Below are 23,953 nucleotides of genomic sequence, written 5' to 3'. Positions count from 1 at the left end.
TTTAATGGTTCGTATCAAAATGCGGCACTTAGTGAGAATTCAAAACTCCGGGCGAACGGATACGAGAATCCTCGCTCCTGCTTGATCGTCGAAGCCCGGAACACATCATTCATCAAAAACTCCACTCTCAAACGACTTAAATAAAGTTTTTGACAAATCTCAGGGGTAAAATCATAAGAAAGACTCAAACTCTGCATATTAATCATGTATTCATCCCGAATAAAGCGACTTGTAATATCAGGAGTTGTCTGGTCTGCTATATTTTTATATTTCACATGATTCCCCACCTCTTTCCAACGACTATGAAACACTCGTTTATCTGCATTCCGTTGTGGGTTTGCACCCTCAACCCGAGTTACTAACGTCTGGTTATAAACTGTCGCTCCTAATTCATAATTAAACAACATATTCAAAGCAAAACCTTTAAATGTCAAATAAGTACCAAAAGTTCCGGATACTATTGGATCCGAATCTCCATAAGTTCGCTTATCCCAATAATTATAAATAAAAGTCGGATTACCGAACCGATCTATAAAAACCTCTTGCCCTGTAGCCGGATCGATTCCCCCGGACTTCACCGCCTTCACAGCACTTAACGACTCTCCTTCCACGTAAACTGGCGGTGGCAACAATGTTCCCTCTGCAGTGTTCAGTTCCTCGTTCATTTTCTCTAGCGCATTACTGATTTTCTTTATTTTATTCTCGTTATGCTGCATATTCAACGATAACGACCAATTCCAGCTTTTATTGGAAATCGCTACCACACGAGTCTGAAATTCGACACCGGTATTCAACAACTTACCCATATTTTCCTTTGCTGAAGTCGTTCCCACAGAAGGAGCCTTTGCCACATCCAATAACAAATTATCCGTCATTTTGCTGTAATACTCTAACGTGAAATCCAACCGATTCTTAAACAAGACAACATCTACCCCTACATTATAGGTTAATGCTCTTTCCCATTTTAAATCCGGGTTACCAATTGCCATAGGCACAGCACCAATTCCCTTATCATAGTCCAATCCCGCATCATATTTATACGTTGTCATTGCTTGATAAGGAGAAAAAGAAGCATTCCCGGTGTAGCCTAAACTACCCCGCAACTTAATCCTATCCGTGGATGACATATTCAAAAATTTCTCTTTATGAATATTCCATCCCAATCCTAAACTCCAAAAGGGGGTGAAACGCTGATCTTCACCAAATTTGGATGACCCTTCGTACCGGATCGAAGCGTCAGCAAAATAACGGTCATCATAAATCACGTTAGCATTCAAAAATAATCCCATAGAACGTTCCAAATCCTGACTTCCATTCGGAGTGGCTCCTTCCGGGTATCTCGTGGCAAAAGCAGGATGTCCCAACTTATCCGAATAAAGCCCAACTCCCGTATAACCGTTACCATTATTTTCTGAAGATTGGATATTCGCCCCACCCATCGCATTCAACAAGGTTCCCGTTCCGAACATCTTATTATAGGACAGAGTTACGCGTCCTTCATAAGTCATCGCTTTTTTGTTGGACACCTCAATTCTCCCGGACTCGGAAGTTTCTTTATTTTTGAATTCGTGCGATTCCGGAGAAGTAAACTTTTCCATGTCATCTTTCGACTTGTTTAGCGAGAAAAATCCCTCTACTCGAAAACCCGGCAATATCTCCACGCGTAAATCAAGCACATTATTCAAATAAAATTGTTCACTCCGGTCATAACTCCCTAGTGTTGCTTCAAACAACGGGTTCGAGACATTAAAACTCAATACCCGATTCAACGAACCATCCAAATTATAAGCCCGATCATACGGATTCAACTCCACATATTTATCAAAAGTACCGTAAGGAGATTCCTCACTATTCACAGACGTAATCGTTGTTGTATTTGACACGTACACCTTATCTTGTTTATTATACGATAATCTGAAATTTAAAGAATAACGATCACGTTTCGACTTTTTCATCACCCCTTGCTCCGAACCGTAACGAGCCCCCAGGCTATAGCGGATATAATCATCCCCACCGGCTATGTTCAGGTTATGATTTTGTGAAACTGAATTACGTAATGGCTTTGATAACCAATCCGTGTCAACACCTTCTCGAACTCGTTTATACTTTTCGTTATACTCCGAATCTTTTTCATATTGATTCTTTCCGCTATCTTCATACACCCCGGCCAATCTCTCGTACTCCAATTTTTCTGCCGCATTCAATAAATCATAATCCCGCACATCCGGTATCGAAGTCCGCAAAGTTCCACTATAAGAAACTCTCAACTTTCCTGCACGTAGAGGTTTTGTCGTGATAACCACAACCCCTTTAGCTGCCTTGGAACCATATAAAGCTGATGCGGAAGCATCTTTTAACACGGTCACCGTTTCCACGTCATTCATATCCATATCGAAAACATAATCCAAATCGACTTCAGCCCCATCTACAATAAAAGTCGGAACATTGGATGAGCCCTCGAAACTACTTCGCCCACGGATCAAAATCTCCGGTCTCGTATTCGGATCTGATCCCATATCATTATTTTTCACGATCTGCAATCCCGGCACAAAAGCGGCCAAACTCTGTAATAAATTCTTGGTCCCCACACTCATTAACTGTTGTCGGCTCACAACCGTTGCAGAACCCGTAAAACTATTTTTAGACTTGTTACCCATCCCGGTAACGATAACCTCGTCTAACTTTTCCTCCTCGGAATGCATCACAATTTCAAGATTTTCTTTCACGAAACCTTTTACACTCACCTCCTGCGAAATCATCCCTATAAAAGAAAACACTAACGTCACGGCCTCATTTTCATCTATAAATTGCATCTTGAACTTACCATCGACATCCGTGGCCGTCCCGGTAGAAGTTCCTTTAAGAATAATTGTGACCCCGGGTAACGGAACGCCTTTACCATCCTTCACAATTCCCGCAATACGCCAAACCCCTTTTTCCCGAGCTTGTACCTCATTCTTAGGACGAATCACAATCACCTGATCTACAATTTGATATTTGAGAGCAGTCCCTTTTAGAACGTGATCCAAAATCTCCGACACTGTAGCATCCTTCATGGCCACGGAAACATTCACTCCCGTTACTTCATTGTCATTGTAAAAAAATTCATAATTGGACTTTTTACTCAATTCATCCAAAACTTCAATAAGACTGACAGATTTCTTTTCCATAGACAACCTGATATCCTGTGCCACACTCCTTGCTGACACCGAATAAACTGTAAACAACAATAGAAAAAGACAGAGTTTCATAACCATACTAATTTTTTTCAAGGCAGACCATCCTCCTGCCCTTACATTCGGTTTTTTTTTCATAACTTTGTAAGGTTAAATTGTTTGTACTAAAATCAATTTTTCAATGATACAGGAAGTGGTACGAACACTTCCTGTTTTTTATTGTATTATTATCGTATTCTCTTTCAACTGAAATTTTATATCTGTTGTCATCTCTATCATTTTCAACACTTGAGAAATATCCGAATATTTCGGCAAAGATCCCGTGAATCGTTTCTGTTTCCTTGAGGCATTTGCGAAAAAGAACTCCACGTTATACCAACGAGATAACTTCCGAATAACCCCTTCCATATCCTCACTGGCAAAAGTAAATCGATCCAACCGCCACAGGGTATACAATTTCGTGTTCACCTTCCGAACTGTCATCTCTTTCCCTTGTAACAGAGCCTGTGTACCAGGTGTTAACACCACTTTTTCCCCATTCACCTTGTCAGCTACCTCAACCTCTCCTTCCACCAATGTAGCATGACAACTCTCCTCATCCTCATATACCGACACATTAAAAGAAGTTCCTAACACCTTCACATCCATACCCCGGGTTTCCACGATAAACGGGGCCGCCTCATTCCGTGCCACTTGAAAATAAGCCTCTCCAGTTAACTGCACCCGCCGCTCGTTACCGACAAAGTGAGAGGGATATTTTAACTCGGAAGCACTATTTAACCAGATCTCAGTACCGTCATCCAGCACGATCTTGTACTCGCCCCCTTTCGGGATTCGTAATGTATGCCACTCCGGCATACTCGAAAGTAAACTAGAATACACTGATAATGAATACTTCAAACTTCCATCTTCACGAATATTCAAAGTATCGTCTCCTGTTATATTAAAACAAGTATCCTTCAATCCTTGTAATAACACTTGCTGTCCTTTCTCCGTAATCAATACCGCCCGTGTTCCCCCTGGTTCTATCCGAGCTATCGTCACTTGTTCTTTTTCCGGTTGTGACGAACCTACCATTTGCCAATAAACCAATCCCCCCACGAAAGCCACCACTACGGCTGCCACAACACCCCATACCTGCAACAAGGAAGAGCGTTTCCCAGATGGTTTACCCATAACCTTTTCCAATTGATCCCATCGTCTGGAAGTGTCAAACGACGCATACTCTCCGATTTCCCTTTGCAAAGTATCCTTATCCCGCAACTCTTCCAACAACCTCTGGTGCCGCTCGCTTTCAGCCAGCCATTCTCGAAGATGACTCATTTCCTCTTCCGAAATATCATCCCGCAAGTAAGCCAGAATCAACTCATGTATGTCTTTTATAACTTTCATGCATCTTATTTTATCCCTTAAACACACTCAATCGACAAATAGGTGACAAGAGTATGAAAAAAAATATCATCACGTACACGTAATACCACATAACCTCTGATGATCCCCTGTAACAATAAATGCATGAAGACACCTTCTTACTTGCGAGAAAATTCTTTATCGTATGCCAAAATAGAATTTCTGTTTGAGTTATTTTTATTTATTGTTTGTTAAAATGGCGGCTATAATCGGGCTATAATCGGGCGAGTAGGCGGCGACAGCGCCTAACTGTCGCCCAACAGTCTAGTAACAGCCTAGTAATTCCCATAATTAAGATAAGATCATCCCCAGCAAAAGAGGAATCATAACGAAAAGACCTTCGTTACAAACCAGGAAAAAACATCCCTGCATAAACAAACAAATCACCTAATCTACCCCGTAAATAAGACTTTGCCCGTTGTTTCTGTGTTTTGATGGTATTCAACGATATATCCAACTCTTCGGCAATCTTCTTATCCTCCTGTCCATCCACGTAAGAACGTTTAAAAATCTCCTTGCACTTATCCGGCAGCTCATCAATTGCCCCAAAAAGTTCAGCCACCACTTCTGCCCGAATCTGCTGACAAAGAAAATAGTCTTCATCCAACTCTTCCCGTTTCAGATTTCGATAATTCCGGTCCCGGATCTCTAAATCCCGGAGATAATTCAAACACCGATGTTGCACGCTGTTATATAGAAAGGTTTTTATTGTTTTCAAGTTAGGGAACCCACCTCGGTCCATTTTCCAAAAGGAAAGGAAAACATCCTGCACAATGTCCTCCGCCTCCAAATGATCCCGCACGATACGAACCGCAAAAAAGCATAGCGCTTTATGGAACGTCTCGAACAATCGCTGGAAAGCCTCCTGTTCTCCCTGCTCCAAACATTTTACAAACTCCGGTGACTGAATATCAAGATTATACATCAAATCCTTATACTTTATTTGCTTATCGCACATTTCTACCAAAAACTTCGGTAAATAGGAAGCCCCACAAAAATAAATATTATTTTATCAAATCAAAATAAATACTTCAAATATCAAAAAGAGCCATCTTCCAAATGGGAGACAGCTCTTTTCCTTTTTACTTATTCTCAGTAGATAACCTTATCTTAAATAACCTGGCTTACTTTTCTTTTTACATTTACCTTCACTTCGGGAAGACTAACCGGTCCGAAGATCGTGTCCTGACTTGCTACTTTCTGCACCGGAGCAACTGCGGTAGTGTTTTCTACATTCTCTTGATCGGCATAAGCACATACGATTTTTTCAGCTTTAGCTTGGTTTAAACTACGTCCACCGATAAACACTGTAATTACAGCCACGAATACTATTATAATATACTTCATCATTTTATTTTATATTTAAAAATTAGACAACTATTTTTATTAACTCTCTTTATTTCGTTGTTATTGTCTTTCAACAATACAAAAGTACGACTCTTCCCCCTACCGGGAAAATTATCCAAGTTATACTTTAGTTGTCATAAGGTTAAATATATGTTAGGTCTAAAAAAGGAAAATTACTTTTTAAGAAAAAACATTTGCCAGAGCTTCCCGCGTCTAGTAAGGGAAACTCAATACATACCACTCTCCAGAAGAGCGTTAATGAAATCATAATTCGCCCCGGGTATCTGAAATTTTATAACATTAGCGTGTGCCCAAAAGAATATCATAAAAAATTTTATCTTTGTAGCCATGAAAGAAGATGATCGAAGTATTTTAGACGTTTTCAAGAAAAATCGGGAAAACGGGATGAAAATGTTATTCAAACGTTACTATTCTTCGTTGGTCGTTTATGCCCAAGGCAAAGTAAAGGACAGGGGAATAGCCGAAGATCTCGTGCAAAATTTTTACTTGCGTTTATGGGAAAATGATTATCTGAAATACACGAACCCGACAACGTTAGAGTCGTATCTATATTCTTCTATCCGGAATGCCTGTTACACGTACGGGCAATCGAAAGACATTCTGAGAGAGAGTATTAATTACGAGGAAATTGACGTGGCAATGGAGACAGCTGAGGCGATCAATCAAAAAATGGTAGAGCAGGTGGAGATCGTTATCCAAAAATTACCCAAACAGACACAAGAAGTGGTAAGGTGTATCCTAATGCGCAGCATGAAATATCAAGAAACGGCTAACGAATTAGGGGTTTCACTTAACACGGTCAAGACGTTGTTGAAAAACGGCATGCGCTTTCTAAGAGAAGAGTTAAGGGACGAACGGGAAATGTTACTTCTGTTCATGTTATGGGGAAAACCGAGTAATTCACATGACTTATTGAAAAATAGATTGTTAGCGGAATAAAAAATCATAATAATAAATATTGTCTGCATTTTTTACAAAAAGTTTTTTTTTGATTCACCCGTTTTTATCTTTCTCTAGTCTTCTTTATGAAACAAGTTCATAAAATATACCATTATGGATACAGAAGATTTAATTTACCGTATTTTAGCAGGTGAGGCGACAACGGAGGAGTGCGAGAAAATCAAGATGTGGATGGAGGAGAGCGAGGAACATCGTACCTTGTATCGAAATATCGAGCGGGTATGGTACAAATGTGAATATACTGGTAACTGGCAAGAGGGAACGGAGACTACTTGGATGATACTGAAAACAAAACATCAAGCACGTCAATACCAAAAATGGTTCCGAGTAGGAGGAAGTGTAGCAGCAGCCGTGATCATTTTACTCGGAGTAAGCGTATGGTTACTCAATAACAAGGAAGAGGAAAAAACGATTGTAGCGCAAGTTGAGCAAGCTCCGGATTCCGGAACAATACTAATACTCGCAAACGGAGAACAAATCGTATTAGAGGAGCAAGCCGACACAATTTGGGTGAACGGCACCGATATTCAAACACAAGGAAGAACTGTCAGCCAAGGACAACAAGTTGCAAGTTCTGGCGAATTAGTGTATAACGAATTGATCGTGCCTGTTGGCCGTTCCAACCGGTTGTATCTTCCGGATGGAACGATGGTATACCTTAATGCTTTGTCTCGACTAAAATTTCCAACACGATTCGCCGGAGAAAAAAGGGAAGTTATTTTAGAAGGAGAAGGTTATTTTGAAGTGGCACCTAACGCACACAAACCTTTCGTGGTGCATACCACGACCTTAGACATCAATGTATTGGGAACTTGTTTCAACGTCATGGCATACACCGCAGATCCCCGGACGGAAGTAACGCTGGTATCGGGGAAAGTGGATGTAAACACGGGAGAATGTCGGGAAGTACTGCACCCCGCACAACAATTCGTACTGAACAATGCCAGCAGACAACACGAGATCAAAGAAGTAGACGTATCCGCTTACATAGACTGGAAAGAAGGCATATTGAGTTTCAAGTCCATGCCGTTGGAAGAGTTATGTAAGAGACTGGGACGCTGGTATAATATCGAATTCCAATTTGACCAAGAGGATATTAAACAGTTGAAGTTCACGGGAGCCGTCAAAAAAGAGTATAGTATAGAGTATATCTTGATCATGTTGGGGGCGATGACGGACGTGGAGTTCAAGCAAGAAGGCGATCAAGTTATCGTGAACAAGAAATAATTAAAATATCCCACGGGGATGTGAATATCGGATACGTATTGGATCCACGATTCCGACATCGTTTCTCCCCGGGAACATTGATTAACTAAAGAACAAATGTATGAAAAAGAAAGATGTTTTGTGGCTTATTTCCTTGAAAAATAAGCCAAGAGGAAAATTATTTTGTTTTTCGTTGCTAGTAATGCTGTTTTTGTTACCGACAAGCGGGATGGCACAACAGAGAATCACGATGAATTTGGGTAAAACGACTTTAGGCGTCGTCTTGGAAAAAATCCAAAAGCAGACAGGTAGAACAGTGCTGTTTAACGATGAACGAATCAACCTAAAACACGAGCTTACGGTGAACGTGAAGGATTGTAGCCTCGAAGATCTACTCAAACAGGTCTTGGAGGGAAGCGGTATGACCTTTTGGTTGATGGATGATAATATCATACTTGTCCCCAAACCTAAAGAAGGTAAAAAAATTCAGTTCGTCACGATTAGCGGATTGGTTGTCGACCAAGAGGGCATACCTATACCGGGGGTGACGATCATGGCAAAAGGAACCTCACAAGGGGCAAGTTCACGTATCGATGGAACATTCAGCTTCAACGTAGAAAACATGGACAGCTTGGTTATATGTGCCTCGTTCGTGGGTATGAAAAGAAAGGAGATTCCTTATACCGGCCAAACCCACTTGAAGATCATTCTCGAAGAGGATATCGAAAAATTGGAAGAAGTGGTTGTCACCGGTTATCAAACCATATCGAAAGAAAGGAGTACAGGAGCTTTTGACGTGGTGAAGAGCGAGACGATTAGTAGGTCACACGCATCAGATCTATCCACCGCTTTGCAAGGAACCACGGCCGGATTACACGGAACGGAAAACGAGGACGGGAGTATCGAATATACCATGCGAGGCGTATCGTCCCTGTACGCTAATGCCCAACCTTTGGTCGTGGTGGACGGTTTTCCGGTGGCCAACGGTTTTAAGGATATTAACCCGAATGACGTGGAGTCGGTCACCGTGTTGAAAGATGCTGCCGCTGCCTCTATCTGGGGAGCGCGTGCCGCCAACGGGGTGATTGTGGTGACAACTCGCCAAGGCAAACAGAATACGTTCACTGTAGAAGTGAATGCCATGGTGAATATCGGACGAAAGCTGGACTTATCCCATGCGCTGACCACGGCATCCTCTGAAGATCAAGTGTATTACGAACGTTTGGCCATGGAGAAAGGTTGGCTCATACCCACCCCCGACGCGATCTCGAATATATTAGTCCCGACAAGTCTGGCCAAAGAATATATCTACGATTACATGAACAATCTCATTTCAGAGAATGAACTGAACGAAGGATTGGATATGCTGGCAAAACGAAATAACCGGAAACAAATAAAAAAATATCTGTTGCAACAACCTATCACGCAACAATACAACGTCAGCATCTCCAATTCAACGCAGCATGCACAAAACTATTTCTCTGCCATGTACGAAAACATAAAAGGAAATTTGATCCGGAATAAAACGGAACGCTGGCGGGTTAACTTCAACACGATTGCCTCCGTTTTCAACTGGTTGGATTTTTCTGCGGGGGTAAACGTACATTATTCAACCGCCGAAAACAGCGGTCCCACGTTGTCTGAAATTCATGACCTCTCACCTTACGAGATGATCAAGAACGAGGATGGCAGTTACGCCACACAACTGAGGATAAACCGGAAACAGTTGACAAAGATCGGGGCGGGAGTATTGCCTTATGACGATTGGAGTTACAACATCTTACGTGAAGCAAAAGCCCGTGATTATTCGACGGAAGCCCTGAATACCCGTTTGCAAGCCGGTTTGGCCATAAAGCTTTCGTCCGGGGTAAGCTTTGACACGAAGTTCCAGTACGAGATGAACCGCACGGACAACGAGCAATTGGACATGGAAGACAGTTTCTTTACCCGTAACATGGTGAATGCATATGTCTCTTACAACTTGGAGAACAATACGGTAAACGCCCAATTCATCCCCAAGGGGGCTATTTATCGTTCCTCTTCGAATAGGGTAAAAAATTACACGTGGAGAAACCAGTTGAATATTGACCGAGAGATTGGTGATGCCCACCAAATCAACGCTATCATGGGATTCGAGATGTCCCAATTTAAAACAAAAAACTGCACCAATCCTTATGTTTACGGCTTTGATCCCGACAAAAATATCGCTACTCCTCTACCTTTTGGAGGGTACTCGGGAAACAAAAACGGGCAATCCGTGAACATCACCAATATTACCGGGTCCGGCGTGGCAAATTTACAAGGTATGGTGCCAATTTACGATGATTTGAATGAACGTTTCGTTTCCATTTACGGGAATATTAGCTACACGTATGATCAGCGTTTCAGCTTGACAGGTAGTATTCGCAGCGATGCATCTAACCTGATCACGGACAAAGCATCTTACCGTTGGGCTCCACTCTGGTCGATAGGAGGAGCATGGAATCTTCATCGCGAAAAATTTATGACCTCTACCGAGAAGTGGCTTGACCGATTGACAGTGCGTTTAACCTACGGGTTCAACGGGAATGTAGAGAAAAGTACCTCTCCCGTCACGTTGGTATCGTCCAACCCAGAACCATCAACAACAACAGGTTTACCCACTACTTCGGTCGTAAACCGGGGAAACCCGAAATTGCGCTGGGAGAAGACTTCTACCATCAACGGGGGTGTTGATTTCTCCTTTTTCATGAATCGTTTTTTCGGAAGTATTGACTGGTATAACAAACTCGGAAAAGATTTGATTGGAGAAGTGGTATTACCCACAGCCATGGGAGCAACCTCTCAGAAAATGAATAGTGCCGAAATGTCCAATAAAGGTATCGAGTTGGTTTTAGGTACAAACTTAGCCGTTACCCCTAAAATCAATTTCACAACAAACGTCACATACGCATATAATAAAAACAAGGTAAAGAAACTTAACCATCAGACGTATAACGCTTCGTATATCACCGGCGGGGCATACGTCACCCACTATCCGGCTCAATCAATATGGGCCATCAAATACTTGGGAATGGAGGACGGCATCGCTTATGTCGAAGGCCCCAACGACAGCAAGGTTTCTATGGATAATTACGAACTGATATACAGTGGAAACGCCTTGGAATATTTACAATACATAGGTCCGGCTATCGACCCGCATACGTTGGGGTGGACCGTAAATTTCAACGGGTACGGATTTAATCTCTCTTTCTTGATATTGGGTAAATTCGGAGGCTATTTCCGAGCTCCCTATTTTAGGGACAACATCGAGAGTAACTCAAAATATGTCGCCAACCGATTTATTCGCGAGGTGATTAATGGTAGCGACAGGGTACCAGCCTTCCAACCAGCCGACCGGGCGCTTAGTACTTACTGGGGAGCACCTGGCGGATATACCGAGATGCTAAACACGTTAGTGGAAAGTTCCTCGTCAATCAAATTTAAAGAGATTTCATTAGAATATAGTATGCCGACCCGTTGGGTTAAGAAGCTGAGGTTGAAAGGAATGAAATTGTACGGACAAGTACGAGACTTGGGATGCATCTGGACTCAGAATCGCTACGATTATGATCCGGAATGGCTTCCCGGCACAATGAAACCCTCTACTTCTTTCAAGTTTGGCCTAAACATCGTTTTGTAATTTAATTCAAAGAAGTTATGAAATCAATATTTACATACTTGTGTTTATTAGGAGGGGCGTTGTTTTGCAACTCTTGCGAAGACTATTTATCGGAATTGCCGTCCAAAGGTGCGAACCAGCCGGTAACACATATCGATCAGTTAATCGGTCTGTTGAATAACCCGAATGTACGCGAATTGGATGCGACGGGTTCTTTCTTGACGGACGACACGGGATTTACCACGGAATTCTATGACGAGGCGTATACGTTTTTCAGTAATAGCGAACCATTCTATTATTACACATTTGAAACGGATAAATTAGCCTCCCAAGCAATGGACCCGTTATGGACATCTCTTTACGCAACGATCTATAATGCCAATCTGATCTTGGAGAATGCCAACGAAGTGGAAGGAGATCCTGATACAAAGGAACAGATCAAAGCGGAGGGGCATTTTCTGAGAGCCTATTCCTACTGGCGATTGGCCAACCAATATTGCTTGCCTTATTGCGAGGCGAACTTGAATGAACCGGGATTGCCCTTGCGGAAAACAACCAACATGGAGGAATCTCTCGTCCGTTCCTCTCTCGAAGAGACCTATCGCTTTATTGACGAGGATTTAACGGAAGCGCTGAAGATAAAGGTCACAACAACCGACCAGCCTTGGCGGGTAAGTCAACCAACAATACAAGCTTTTCTATCCCGCTATTATCTGTTCCGGGGTGAATATGAAAAAGCGGTTTCGGCTGCCGATGAAGCGTTGAAGAATGCAGGGAGAGTGCAACTAAAAGATTATAATTCCATTTCCGCAGGAATGTCATTTATTCCCGGTTTCTTGGAATTCCCCGAAATGGGTAATTTTACGGAAAATCAAGTGGTTATGTGGCAAGAATTTTTCTATGCCAAGACCAGTGGTAACATTCAATCCTGGTACGTGCCAAGCGAAGAATTACTGGCCCACTACGACCCGACCAACGATTTACGCCGCCGCAAGCTGTTCACTTATAACAGTATGCTTCTATTGCCAGAAACGGCTAACGGGATTTTCTTGGGTTACAATTTTTTCTATTGGATAACACCTCAAATTCCCAGCGGGGTGACAATTCAAGAGGTAATGCTGAACAAAGCTGAAGCGTTGTTGCGTCAAACAAATCCGGCGAAAGACGAGGCGTTAGAATTATTGTATGACTTACGGAAACACCGCTATGACGCCACTGCCGAAGAAGAGATTATCCGGGTAGAGGCTGCCACAAACGACGAGGCGTTAAAAAAAGTATTGGAAGAAAGACGCCGAGAATTACCGTTTACTCATCGCTGGTTTGACATCCGCCGTTTTGCCGTGAACGAGACTGCGTGGGATGACGTGGAGATCACGCATTCATTCTACGCAATCACGGACGGGGCTGTGGATAGATCACAGGTGAAAACCTACACCTTACCCGTCGGCAGTCGTCGTTATGCCATGCCGATCAACGAAAACGATATTTCAGCATCTAATGGAACAATTAAACAAAATGAATTTTAAATAATAAAGTATATGAAAACAATTAGCTTATTAATAATCATGTTTGCGTTTTTCTCTTGTACTGGGCAAACAAATAAGGGATGGACTTTGAAAGGAAACTTGGAAGATGTGAAAGAAGGATGGGTTTCCATAAGTGAATTAAATGGTGACTGGATAGTTGTCGACAGCACAAGAATTCAAGATGGAAAGTTCGAGTTCAAGGCAGAAAAGGTGAATGAACTGAAACAGTATTACTTACACTTTAAAGACAATGATTTTAAAGAGATATACGTGAAAAATATCCTACCGGTATTTTTTGAAGAAGGCGTGGTAGAACTTACCGGAAATATCGAAAAAAATAAATTCACCTTATCCGGAACGCCAAATAACGAGGCTTTGAATGACTATAATATGGTATTTCACACAATAGCCAGTAGTTTGTACAATCTATTGTACGTGGACAAATCTTGGCAAGCAGACACTGTACACGGGCCCTATGTCGCTCAAGGAAAGTACTTGATGTTAGCAGAAATTATGCCTAAATTCCGTTATTTGTTTGCCGAAAAATACAGGAACTTGGACTTTAGTTTAGCAATTTACGATGAAATTTGCATGATGGACCCCAACTTGAAACCCAGTAAGGTTGACTCTCTTTTGAGCTTAGTACCAGTTTCGTTGCACTCTTCTCCTTTATACAAGAAACTTAAAAAAACAGCGGAGCAGATGCACGCACTCGGAGAAGGAGCTATTGCCCCGGGTTTCCAATTACCGACCCCCGAAGGGAAACAAGTGTCTTTATCCTCTTTCAGGGGAAAATATTTACTATTGGTATTCTGGGCATCTTGGTGCGCACCGTGTAGAGGTGAGATCCCTCACTTGAAAGAGATCTACGAGAAATATCATGCCGATGGATTGGATATCCTCAGCGTGTCGGTGGACAACAATAGAGCAGCTTGGGAGAAAGCACTCGATGAATCGAATATGCCATGGACACAGGTTTCCGATTTACAGGGACTGAAAGGTGAAGTTCCTAATCTTTATAACGTACAAGGCGTACCTGCACTTTGGCTGATTGATCAAGAAGGAAAAATCATGGTGAATAATCTTCGCGGTGAGCGACTGGATGCCAAATTAAAAGAGATTTTCGGTCATAAATAAAGAATATAAGAAAAGAAGCTATCTCAAAATAGATTTTTGAATTTAGCTTCTTTTCTTTTATTGCTTATTATCGAACTTCCGATCCCGGTTTCACCTCTTTATCCGGTGAAACAAAGGAAAGCGTTCCATCGGCATTCTCGGCCATCAAGATCATTCCTTGTGACACGATACCTTTTAACGGTTTCGGTTCCAAGTTAACCAACACGCTGACTTGACGCCCGATCACCTCCTCCGGCGTGTAATGCTCGGCAATACCCGAAACAATCGTACGTTCGTCAATTCCCGTGTCCACGGTTAATTTCATCAACTTCTTAGTCTTAGCCACTTTCTCGGCAGCGATAATCTTACCTACCCGAATATCCATCTTCATGAAATCCTCGTACTGGATATTCTCCTTGGCAGGGGCGGCCTTCACGGAAGCCATCTCGTTTGCCTTCTTGGTAGCCAACAATTTATCAATCTGAGCCTGTATTGTTGCATCCTCGATCTTCTCGAACAACAATCCGACCTCACCTAATTCATGCCCGGCAGGAATCACGCCATCCCCCATTTTAGCCCAATCAATCACGTCAATATTCATGAACTCACGTAATTTCTGAGAAGAGAAGGGCATGAACGGTTCCATCAACGTGGAAAGGTTGGCAGAAATCTGTAAGCAGATATTCAGAATCGTCTTCACCCGTCCCTCGTCCGTCTTGATCACTTTCCAAGGTTCAGTATCTGCCAAATATTTATTACCCAAACGAGCCAGATTCATCGCCTCTTTCAATGCATCGCGGAAATGGAAGGTCTCCAGACTCTTCTCAACACGTTCCACGATTTGCGGAATCTCAGCCAAGACCTCTTTATCGTAATCCGTCAACTCGCCCCGTTCCGGTACCCGGTTGGCAAAATACTTTTGTGTCAACACCAACGTACGGTTAATGAAGTTTCCATAGATTGCCACCAGCTCGCTGTTATTCCGGGTTTGGAAATCTTTCCAGGTAAAGTCATTATCTTTCGTCTCGGGAGCGTTTGCCGTCAACACGTAACGTAACACGTCCTGTTTACCGGGGAACTCCACGAGATACTCGTGCAACCATACCGCCCAGTTCCGGGAAGTGGAAATCTTATCTCCTTCCAAATTCAGGAACTCGTTGGCCGGCACGTTATCCGGTAATATATAAGAACCATCGGCTTTCAACATGGCCGGGAAAATAATACAATGGAAAACAATGTTATCCTTCCCGATGAAATGAATCATCCGGGTTTCCGGGTCTTTCCAGTATTTTTCCCATTCCGGGGTCAGGTCTTTCGTGGCAGAGATATACCCGATCGGGGCATCAAACCACACGTAAAGCACTTTTCCCTCGGCTCCCTCGATTGGAACGGGTACTCCCCAATCCAAATCACGGGTCACCGCACGAGGTTGCAAACCGTTGTCCAACCAGGATTTACATTGCCCGTAAACATTTGGTTTCCACTCTTTATGTTCTTCCAGAATCCACTCTTTCAACCAGCCTTCATACTGATCCAAAGGCAGATACCAGTGCTTTGTTTCTTTCAGTTCCGGTTTGTTTCCCGTGATCGCGGACACCGGATCAATCAAATCGGTAGCGTTCAAGCTAGTTCCACAAGCCTCACACTGATCCCCGTATGCCCGTTCGTTACCGCAATGAGGACATTTCCCCACGATATAACGGTCTGCCAAGAATTGCCCTGCCTTCTCGTCGTAGAACTGCATCGAGGTCTTCTCGATAAATTTTCCCTCGTCATACAGCTTCTTGAAAAAAGCGGAAGATAACTCGTGATGCGTCTTCGAACTTGTCCGGGAATATATATCAAACGAAATACCCAATTCTTCGAAAGAATCCTTGATGATCTTGTGATAACGATCGACAATATCCTGCGGGGTCACACCCTCTTTCTGAGCCTTGATCGTGATCGGCACCCCGTGTTCGTCCGATCCACCGATAAATGCCACATCCTCACCTTTTTTCCTCAGATACCTCACGTAAATATCGGCAGGCACGTATACCCCCGCCAAGTGTCCGATATGCACGGGTCCATTCGCGTAGGGCAAAGCCGTGGTAATCAAATTTCTCTTGAACTTACTCATATATCCAGTTTATAAACTTTTGAACTCTAGTGGCGCAAAGTTAGAAAAATATTAGTTACCTTCGTACTATAATAACAAAACTTCAACTTTTATGTTACGACCTATATACCTGCAGCCGGGAGATAAGGTGGCTTTAATTTCACCTTCCGGCGTTGCAACAAAAGAACAGCTGGATGCGGCCTGTTCACTCCTGACCTCTTGGGAGTTGGAACCTGTACCCGGACAACACGTTCTTTCCCGACACGGGAGATTGGCAGGCACGGATGAAGAACGATTACATGATTTACAAACAGCCCTTGACGCCGAGGACATCCGGGCCATCTGGTGTATGGCGGGAGATTACGGGATGTTACGTATCGTGCAAGAGGCGGATTATTCCATATTTCAAGGAAACCCCAAATGGGTGATCGGGATGAACGACATCACGGTATTACACTCCAAACTCCATTCCCTCGGAATCGAGAGTTTACACGCCTTCATGCCTTCCGATTACAACACAACTTCCCCGGAAGTGGTCACGCAATTACGGAATTTCCTTTTCGGGATCATTTCCTCGTACGCCATACCTGCACACCCGTTCAACCGACCGGGAATCGTGGAAACCGAAATGATTGGTGGAATGTTGCAATGGGTGCATAACCTGCATGACACTTGTATCGAACGGAACACGAAAGGGACGATCCTTTTCATCGAGGACCCGTCTAACGATCTGTACGAAATTGACCGGAACGTGAAATGTATGAAATACGCTGGGAAATTCCAGCACTTAGCCGGATTGATCGTCGGGGAATTCGGGAAAGACTCGACCCCGGAATTTAAAGAAGAAGTGTATAAATTGATTCATGACGCCGTGGAAGATTACACGTACCCCGTGTGTTTCGGTCTTCCGGCCGGACACGTGCGCAACAATTTCCCCCTGATCCTGGGAGCAAACGTGGAATTAATCGTTCACCCGAAAGGAGCGGAACTACATTTCCCCTGATCACGTACAAGCCATGCACAGAATTTTATTGGTAACTCTATTTTTAATTTACATTGCAATGAATAATATTATTTATCCGGCAAAGCTGGACACCCTATACCGGGCGATTGACTATCGCCAGTCACAACACGATTTGCCCTTGATCGGCATTTCTGCCAATTTCGAAAACGGGAACTCGTGTATCGAACACTCATACGTGATTTCAATCCTGCAAGCGGGCGCGATACCCGTGCTACTTCCCGTGCATAACGATATCGAAACACTCCGGAAGACCATCGAAACACTCGATGGATTGATGCTTACCGGAGGTGGGGATATTAATCCGCTGTACGGGAACGAGGAGCCTCTCCCCCCGCTCGGAAGTATTGATGCCGCCAGAGATCAATTCGATTTCACGCTGGTAAAACTGGCTGCCGACCGACAAATCCCCATTTTCGGAATCTGCCGCGGGCACCAGATCATTAACATGGCTTTCGGGGGGACAAACTACCAGGACATCTATTCCCAGCATGAACAGCAACTACTGAAACACAGCCAGTCCATCAGCCGGGAATTCGGTTCCCACACGGTAAACATTGTCAACAACACCGTACTCCATTCTGTTCTCGGAACAGACTCCTTGATCGTAAATTCATACCATCATCAGGCAGTCAAAGACGTGGCTCCCGGATTCCGGGTAAGTGCCACCTCACTCGACGGGATCGTGGAGGCCATGGAAGGGATGCCCGGACACCGCGTATTCAGCGTGCAATGGCACCCGGAGAAAATGGCCGTTCGCCCGGACGAGCAAATGATGAAATTATTCCATTATTTCGTGGACGAGGCAACCTTGTTTAAGAAAGCCAAAGAGATTCACCGAAACAGTCTTATCGTGGATTCCCATTGTGACACCCCGATGAAATTCACCGAAGGATTCAATTTCGGGGAACGTCACGAGGATGTCAAAGTCGATCTCCCCAAAATGCAGGAAGGACGAGAAGATGCCGTTTTCATGGTAGCCTATCTTCACCAAGATGCCCGGGATGACGAATCCCTGCAAGCTGCCACGCAAAAAGCCGTGGATATTCTTTTCCAGATTTCCGAGCAGGTAAAACTCAACGAAAGCCAAGTAGGCATTGCCTATAACGTGGATGATTTGATCTACTTGAAAAATGCCGGAAAGAAAGCCATCTTCCTTGCCATCGAGAACGGGTATGCCATCGGCAAAGACCTCAACAATCTTTCCATGTTCAAAGACATGGGAATCACGTACATTACCTTATGCCACAACGGCAGCAATGATATATGCGATTCCGCCAAGGGTGAGCCGGAACATGACGGATTGAGCCCGTTCGGTCGGGAAGTAGTGAAAGAAATGAACCGCCTCGGTATTATCATCGACATTTCACATACCAGCGCGAAAACGGTGCAAGATGTTCTGGAACTCAGCACGGCACCCATCATCGCATCCCACTCTTCCGCACGGGCTTTATGCGATCACCCGCGGAACCTCACGGATGATCAGATCAGAGCAATAGCAGCTAAAGGTGGAGTGGTACAGGTATGCCTCTACAACTGGTTTCTAAGCAAACAACCCAACCCGACGATCCTGGACGCCGTGGCACATATCAACCATATCGTGCGACTTGTCGGCATTGACCACGTGGGTATCGGCACGGACTTTGACGGTGACGACACCGAAAAGCTAACCGGTTGCCGGGCTGCCAATGAAGTGATTAACCTCACGGTTGAACTTCTCCGACAAGGGTACACCGCCGAGGAACTGCATAAATTATGGGGAGATAATTTATTGAGAGTATTGAATACCGTGCAAAACGCATAAGATTAATCTTCCAATTTTTCCCATTTCACGACATCAGCAACCACCGCAACATAGTCCCGTCCCAACTCGTCATAGTCCGAGAGGGTGACGGAGACTTCCCCCGCAGGGAGATCAAATTCTCCCAAAGAGACCCAACCTTCCCATTGCCTAGGTTGAAAAAAGTGATCTAATTCCACTCCAACTTGTTCCTCTCCATTTGTGGAATTAACGGTGTAATGATAAATCACACCTTTCTGCGCACCAAAGGACGCAAAACCATCAATATTTCGTCTTGATACCCTTGCCGATATCCGATACTTTCCCCCGGCCTCCAAGTTGGTTCGCCATGTTGCAGTGTAATCCCCTTTACCAAATCCTTTAAAATAACAGCTACGCACGGAATCTCCATAATAATACATATCCACGGAAGGCGTCCAACGAGACGGTATCGTTCCCCCAATAGTTCTCGGCTCCAAAGGCTTTTCAAACCATTTCTGTAACCATGTGCGATTAGCATCTTTTATGCTAAAACCATCATCATCATTATCCACGATAATCTCATTCTCGACCTGACAAAACTCTGACGGATCGATACTCTTCCACGTAATAGGCACCGGTCCCATACCATCAACTCCCTCTTCATGTCGAATCACGTCGAAATCAAACAGTCTGGGTTCATTAGCCGAAAGTCCTGTATAAAAACTACTACTCGCAATATTTTTCACCACCTCTAGAACCAGATAAAATGATTTGGCTTCTCCCGGATTCAAATAACATGTATAATGTTCCCGAATAGGCTGTTTCCCCAATAATCCCATAAAATTCACAGTAACCACACCTCCTGTCTTTCCACAATTCATCACCTTACCTTTCAACTCGATCCATTCTGTATCAGAATAATACGATTCTCTTCCTTCATGACGTTCCTCTCTACCTGCCGGATAATGATTCTCATACAAATCCTTTACTTTAAAAAATTGGCGATGTTCCGTGTATAACCAATCCTTGAGAAGTTCTTTCAAGTGTAACTCTTTTCCTAAACGAGCATTCATTTCCTGTTCAAAAACATCAATATCTACTCTTCCACGCAGAGAGCGAGCAAGCTCTCCGAAAGTGGTAAGAAAAGTGTCTATTGGTACATTCTCTGCGATTCGATCTACTAACTCCTGTTCTTTCAATATATATGAATCGTAAAGAATATCCTGCCGCATCGTACGATCCTGAAAAATTGTATATAAATTATGCCCCGCAAGACTCTCGTCAGTTAATCGACGATCCCGACGATGCTGCCTCGTCGAAGAAACATACAGAAACGACCCGACATACTCTCCTCGATTCAATGCCATTCGATCAAACAGGTATCCGACGAATGGAAAATCTTCCGATTGAATCCATAAACCGGACTCTTCCAATAATTCCCAACAACGATAAGGATTTAATTCCCGGTGATCATAAAACGACCTTGAAGATCGCCCCAAACCCAGTAGCGGGTGAAGGTTATGAGAAGTTTTATAGGGAGAATCACTTTCCATTAATACCTCAAATATATATTCCGCCCTAGCCGTCTTGCCCGTCTCATCTTTAAACCCCTTCACCAACCCATCATACCCTCTTTCAGGAAAAAATACCATTCCCGGCTCGACCATCCCCGTTACGAGTTTCCCGAACCACGGTTCAATATAAAATGGGAAAGGTACCTCCATTAAGAATAAAGCCTGACTATTCTTCTCATACCAATCCCGATCCTTCCAACCATAAGGTCTTTTAGGATAGACCCATTTAGTCAAATATGTATAAATATGTTTTCGACGAACATTTCCCACCTCTCTTAACGGATTTCCCCGAGTTTTGAATGTGTAAAAACGCATGTTCAAATCCGGGATTCGACGTTCATGCAACTCGTAATCACCTCCACATAATGACATTCCGGACAAAGGATTTGTCGGTTGAAAAAAACAAGTATCTCCACGACGCAGAGCTTCACCTTGCGCACATAAAACCCTCTGGGACGGATGAATAACCGTTAGACGGAAACGAGTAAAATCCCGTCCGGTATAAGCAGGAATATCCGGATTTACGGGAGGCACGGACACCGGGTACCAAGCACAGGCCGGAGTTAACAACAGGAAATCATCACTAACAAAAGCTCCCCTCCGCCCTGTTGGGAAGAAAAAATCTCCCCGAAAAGAATCCTCGTAAGCGCTATCCCGTAATTGCAAATTCGTAAACCGTTCATCAATTTGTCCTTCATATTGTACATGCAAACTCACGGTATCTTTTCCCAATAAAGTATGCGGAATCACAAGCACTTGCCCTTCACGCTGAAAAGGAATCTCTTTATTTTCTACCATTAAAGTTTTTACCTGCAACCCCGGGTTCAAAAATAGAATCAGTTGGTTTAAACTCTCCTCGTAAGGATTGTATAACTCCATGTCACTAGACATGGAAAGGGAATCTTCACGTTGCTCCAATACAATATCATGGTTACATACACGAGGGCATTTTTCATTCCAATAATGACGAAAATGATCCCGGTAGCCAGCACGAATCTCCCGAGTAGCCCGATAACCATTCTCGATGGTAAACATCCCGACAAACGCAATGAAACACAGCAAGAGTCCCGTTAAAGAACAAACTCTCACACGAGAGAAAAAATTGGGAAGTCGCCTCATCCCTCCTACACTAAATAACATACACCCCCAACCCAACAAAAAATAACTTCCACGGTGCAATAAATAATTACCTAATCCCACATGTCCCGTCACATCTGAAAATAAGTTAGGCACGCCCCCACCCAAGAAATCAAAAGTACCATGCCAATGGTAAGGCAACCACACCACAGACAGCCCCCATAACATCACCAATATCGTGATTACCAGAAAACGTAAATGAAGTATTCGGGCTAGAAACAGGCTTAAACCTGTAACAAACATAAAGGAAGGAAGACACAATGTTATTCCATAAAATAGATACAATCCGAATTTATACGGAGCGATCCCACTTACATGCACGAAAAAAAGACAAGACAGACTTACAGCAATATTTACAAACATGAATAATATCAAGTTCCCCAATATCTTACCCCACGTATAAGCCGTGTTATCTACAGGACGACTAAAAATACACTCCATTTCGCCTCTTATGCACTCTCGCCGAGGAAAATCAGTAACAATCAAAATAAGGAACAATGATTGCAAAACACTAAACAAATAAGCATTCGCCAGAGGTATCGAACAAGGCAAGGCACTCACATTCCAACTCTCATTGTAATTCTGCCAGTAAACATGACATAGCGTGATTCCAATTAAAGCAACAAAAACAAACAATCGAAACTCCCAACGTCGGCTTTGCTCCTTTATCTCATAAAGAGTAACGCACGCTATATCATGCAATTTCATACTTCCAAATTTTAACAATTAAATTAAACTTCGTTTCTCAGGTAAAACTGCCAGTAACTTTCGGGAGAAAATTTCCGACAAGTTCACATCTTTCGAATTCGAATAACAAATTGGCTCAGCATCATAAACGACCAAATACGCATAATGTTCTTCAATCACACCACTCCGCCATGTTGCTTTAAAAACATAAACTCCAGCTTGCTCTTTTTGAACAGTTAGTAAAACATAAGCCGAAAATCCTGTTAAATCACGATATCCCAAAAAAGGATCATTCAATTCAACTTTCACAATTTCATCACCCTTATCCCATCCATATGTGAAAACACCCCTAAGATTGAAGGTCACATCATCACCTTCACAAACCTCTTTCAGTTCTGGTAATGCCATTGACACATTTCCCACAAACAACAATAGGAAAAGTCCTACTAATTTTACCATGCTTTTCATAGTCGTAAAATTTTTGATTAATAAATCAATATAACAAACCCCGATATTATTTTTACAATAATACAAAAAAAATAACACAAAAAAAATACTATTGTACGACAAATGGCATTACAATAACAACTAAACATCAAAATTCCTTATATTTGCCCGATTATTTTTCTATAAGAAAGTACAAACCATGACGATCGAAACGTTACACCAGAAATTTATACACAAACTACCCGGTGAAACAGCACAAGAACGGATGTCTCCCCAGCCGAAATACGTGGAAGGGAAAGAGGGTATCCACCAAGGTCATCCCATCAACAGTGCCGTTATGATGCTCCTTGTTCCCTACCAAGGTGACTTGGCAATACCTTTTATCAAAAGAACAAATGCAGGGAAATATCATGGGGGACAGATGGCCTTACCCGGTGGTAAAAGTGAACCGGGAGACGGGAATAGCCTGAACACGGCATTACGGGAATGTGAAGAAGAGATTGGGGTACCCCCCAAGGAGGTCACGGTTATCGGAAAATTAAGTGACGTGTATATTCCATTAAGTAACTTTAATATAACGCCCTTTGTTGGAACTATCCCAGAAATGCCTAATTTTGTACTCTCGAAAAATGAGGTAGAAAAAGTGATCATCATTCCGTTAAAAGACTTACTGGACGACAAGAATAAAACAAGTCAGGTATTGTACCGGCAGGAACAAAAAATCATAGCCCCGGGTTACAAGATCGGAGAAAATTTCATCTGGGGAGCCACGGCCATGATGATCGCGGAACTGGAAGCCATGGTAAAAAACGAACAATAACGACT

General features: G+C 43.1%; 15 protein-coding genes. 8 read left to right on the top strand and 7 right to left on the bottom strand.

All coding sequences use genetic code 11. The features are described 5' to 3' along the window. Positions 1-14 precede the first annotated feature (14 nt). The 4 genes from I2I33_RS06305 to I2I33_RS06290 form a co-directional block, all read right to left on the bottom strand. Positions 15-3,314: a SusC/RagA family TonB-linked outer membrane protein gene (locus I2I33_RS06305; RefSeq protein ID WP_229128216.1), complete on the bottom strand. Its 3,300-nt coding sequence runs from the start codon at positions 3,312-3,314 to the stop codon at positions 15-17. A 78-nt stretch (positions 3,315-3,392) separates the two neighbouring features. Next, a complete protein-coding gene (locus tag I2I33_RS06300) occupies positions 3,393-4,568 on the bottom strand; it encodes a FecR family protein (protein ID WP_087420984.1) in 1,176 nt (391 codons plus the stop codon). A gap of 361 nt (positions 4,569-4,929) precedes the next feature. Then, entirely contained in the window at positions 4,930-5,511 is a 582-nt protein-coding gene (locus tag I2I33_RS06295; RefSeq protein WP_195666761.1) for an RNA polymerase sigma-70 factor, read from the bottom strand. A 185-nt stretch (positions 5,512-5,696) separates the two neighbouring features. Further along, positions 5,697-5,936, bottom strand: a complete 240-nt coding sequence (locus I2I33_RS06290) for a hypothetical protein (RefSeq protein ID WP_087420982.1) — start codon at positions 5,934-5,936, stop codon at positions 5,697-5,699. Between the two features lie 345 nt (positions 5,937-6,281). On the opposite strand from I2I33_RS06290, the gene I2I33_RS06285 reads away from it, so the two are divergent. From I2I33_RS06285 to I2I33_RS06265, 5 genes are all read left to right on the top strand, one after another. After that, positions 6,282-6,893: an RNA polymerase sigma factor gene (locus I2I33_RS06285; RefSeq protein ID WP_087420981.1), complete on the top strand. Its 612-nt coding sequence runs from the start codon at positions 6,282-6,284 to the stop codon at positions 6,891-6,893. Between the two features lie 114 nt (positions 6,894-7,007). Next, a complete protein-coding gene (locus I2I33_RS06280) occupies positions 7,008-8,141 on the top strand; it encodes a FecR family protein (protein ID WP_087420980.1) in 1,134 nt (377 codons plus the stop codon). 100 nt (positions 8,142-8,241) lie between these two features. Next, entirely contained in the window at positions 8,242-11,781 is a 3,540-nt protein-coding gene (locus tag I2I33_RS06275; protein WP_087420979.1) for a SusC/RagA family TonB-linked outer membrane protein, read from the top strand. Between the two features lie 17 nt (positions 11,782-11,798). Then, on the top strand, positions 11,799-13,286 hold the full coding sequence (locus I2I33_RS06270) for a RagB/SusD family nutrient uptake outer membrane protein (RefSeq protein ID WP_087420978.1): 1,488 nt from the start codon (positions 11,799-11,801) through the stop codon (positions 13,284-13,286). Between the two features lie 12 nt (positions 13,287-13,298). After that, positions 13,299-14,423, top strand: coding sequence for a TlpA disulfide reductase family protein (locus tag I2I33_RS06265; RefSeq protein ID WP_087420977.1), 1,125 nt, complete (start codon positions 13,299-13,301; stop codon positions 14,421-14,423). A gap of 67 nt (positions 14,424-14,490) precedes the next feature. Here I2I33_RS06265 and metG read toward each other — a convergent pair whose 3' ends face one another. Continuing rightward, on the bottom strand, positions 14,491-16,521 hold the full coding sequence (gene metG / locus I2I33_RS06260; RefSeq protein ID WP_087420976.1) for a methionine--tRNA ligase: 2,031 nt from the start codon (positions 16,519-16,521) through the stop codon (positions 14,491-14,493). A 91-nt stretch (positions 16,522-16,612) separates the two neighbouring features. Between metG and I2I33_RS06255 the strand changes: the two genes are divergently transcribed. Both I2I33_RS06255 and I2I33_RS06250 read left to right on the top strand, forming a co-directional pair. After that, positions 16,613-17,503, top strand: a complete 891-nt coding sequence (locus tag I2I33_RS06255) for an LD-carboxypeptidase (RefSeq protein ID WP_087420975.1) — start codon at positions 16,613-16,615, stop codon at positions 17,501-17,503. Between the two features lie 58 nt (positions 17,504-17,561). Then, entirely contained in the window at positions 17,562-19,325 is a 1,764-nt protein-coding gene (locus tag I2I33_RS06250; protein ID WP_087420974.1) for a gamma-glutamyl-gamma-aminobutyrate hydrolase family protein, read from the top strand. Between the two features lie 2 nt (positions 19,326-19,327). Here the strand turns inward: I2I33_RS06250 and I2I33_RS06245 are convergent, their stop codons facing one another. Together I2I33_RS06245 and I2I33_RS06240 are read right to left on the bottom strand one after the other, a co-directional pair. Next, positions 19,328-22,702 (bottom strand): hypothetical protein, encoded by a 3,375-nt coding sequence (locus tag I2I33_RS06245; protein ID WP_087420973.1) that lies wholly within the window; start codon positions 22,700-22,702, stop codon positions 19,328-19,330. A gap of 18 nt (positions 22,703-22,720) precedes the next feature. Continuing rightward, entirely contained in the window at positions 22,721-23,149 is a 429-nt protein-coding gene (locus I2I33_RS06240; protein ID WP_140402581.1) for a hypothetical protein, read from the bottom strand. Between the two features lie 178 nt (positions 23,150-23,327). On the opposite strand from I2I33_RS06240, the gene I2I33_RS06235 reads away from it, so the two are divergent. Continuing rightward, positions 23,328-23,948, top strand: a complete 621-nt coding sequence (locus tag I2I33_RS06235; protein ID WP_195666760.1) for an NUDIX hydrolase — start codon at positions 23,328-23,330, stop codon at positions 23,946-23,948. Positions 23,949-23,953 lie beyond the last annotated feature (5 nt).

The sequence above is a fragment of the Butyricimonas sp. BSD2780061689_150309_C8 genome, assembly GCF_015560935.1.
Taxonomy (GTDB): domain Bacteria; phylum Bacteroidota; class Bacteroidia; order Bacteroidales; family Marinifilaceae; genus Butyricimonas; species Butyricimonas paravirosa.
This window is presented reverse-complemented; position numbering and strand designations above follow the sequence as displayed.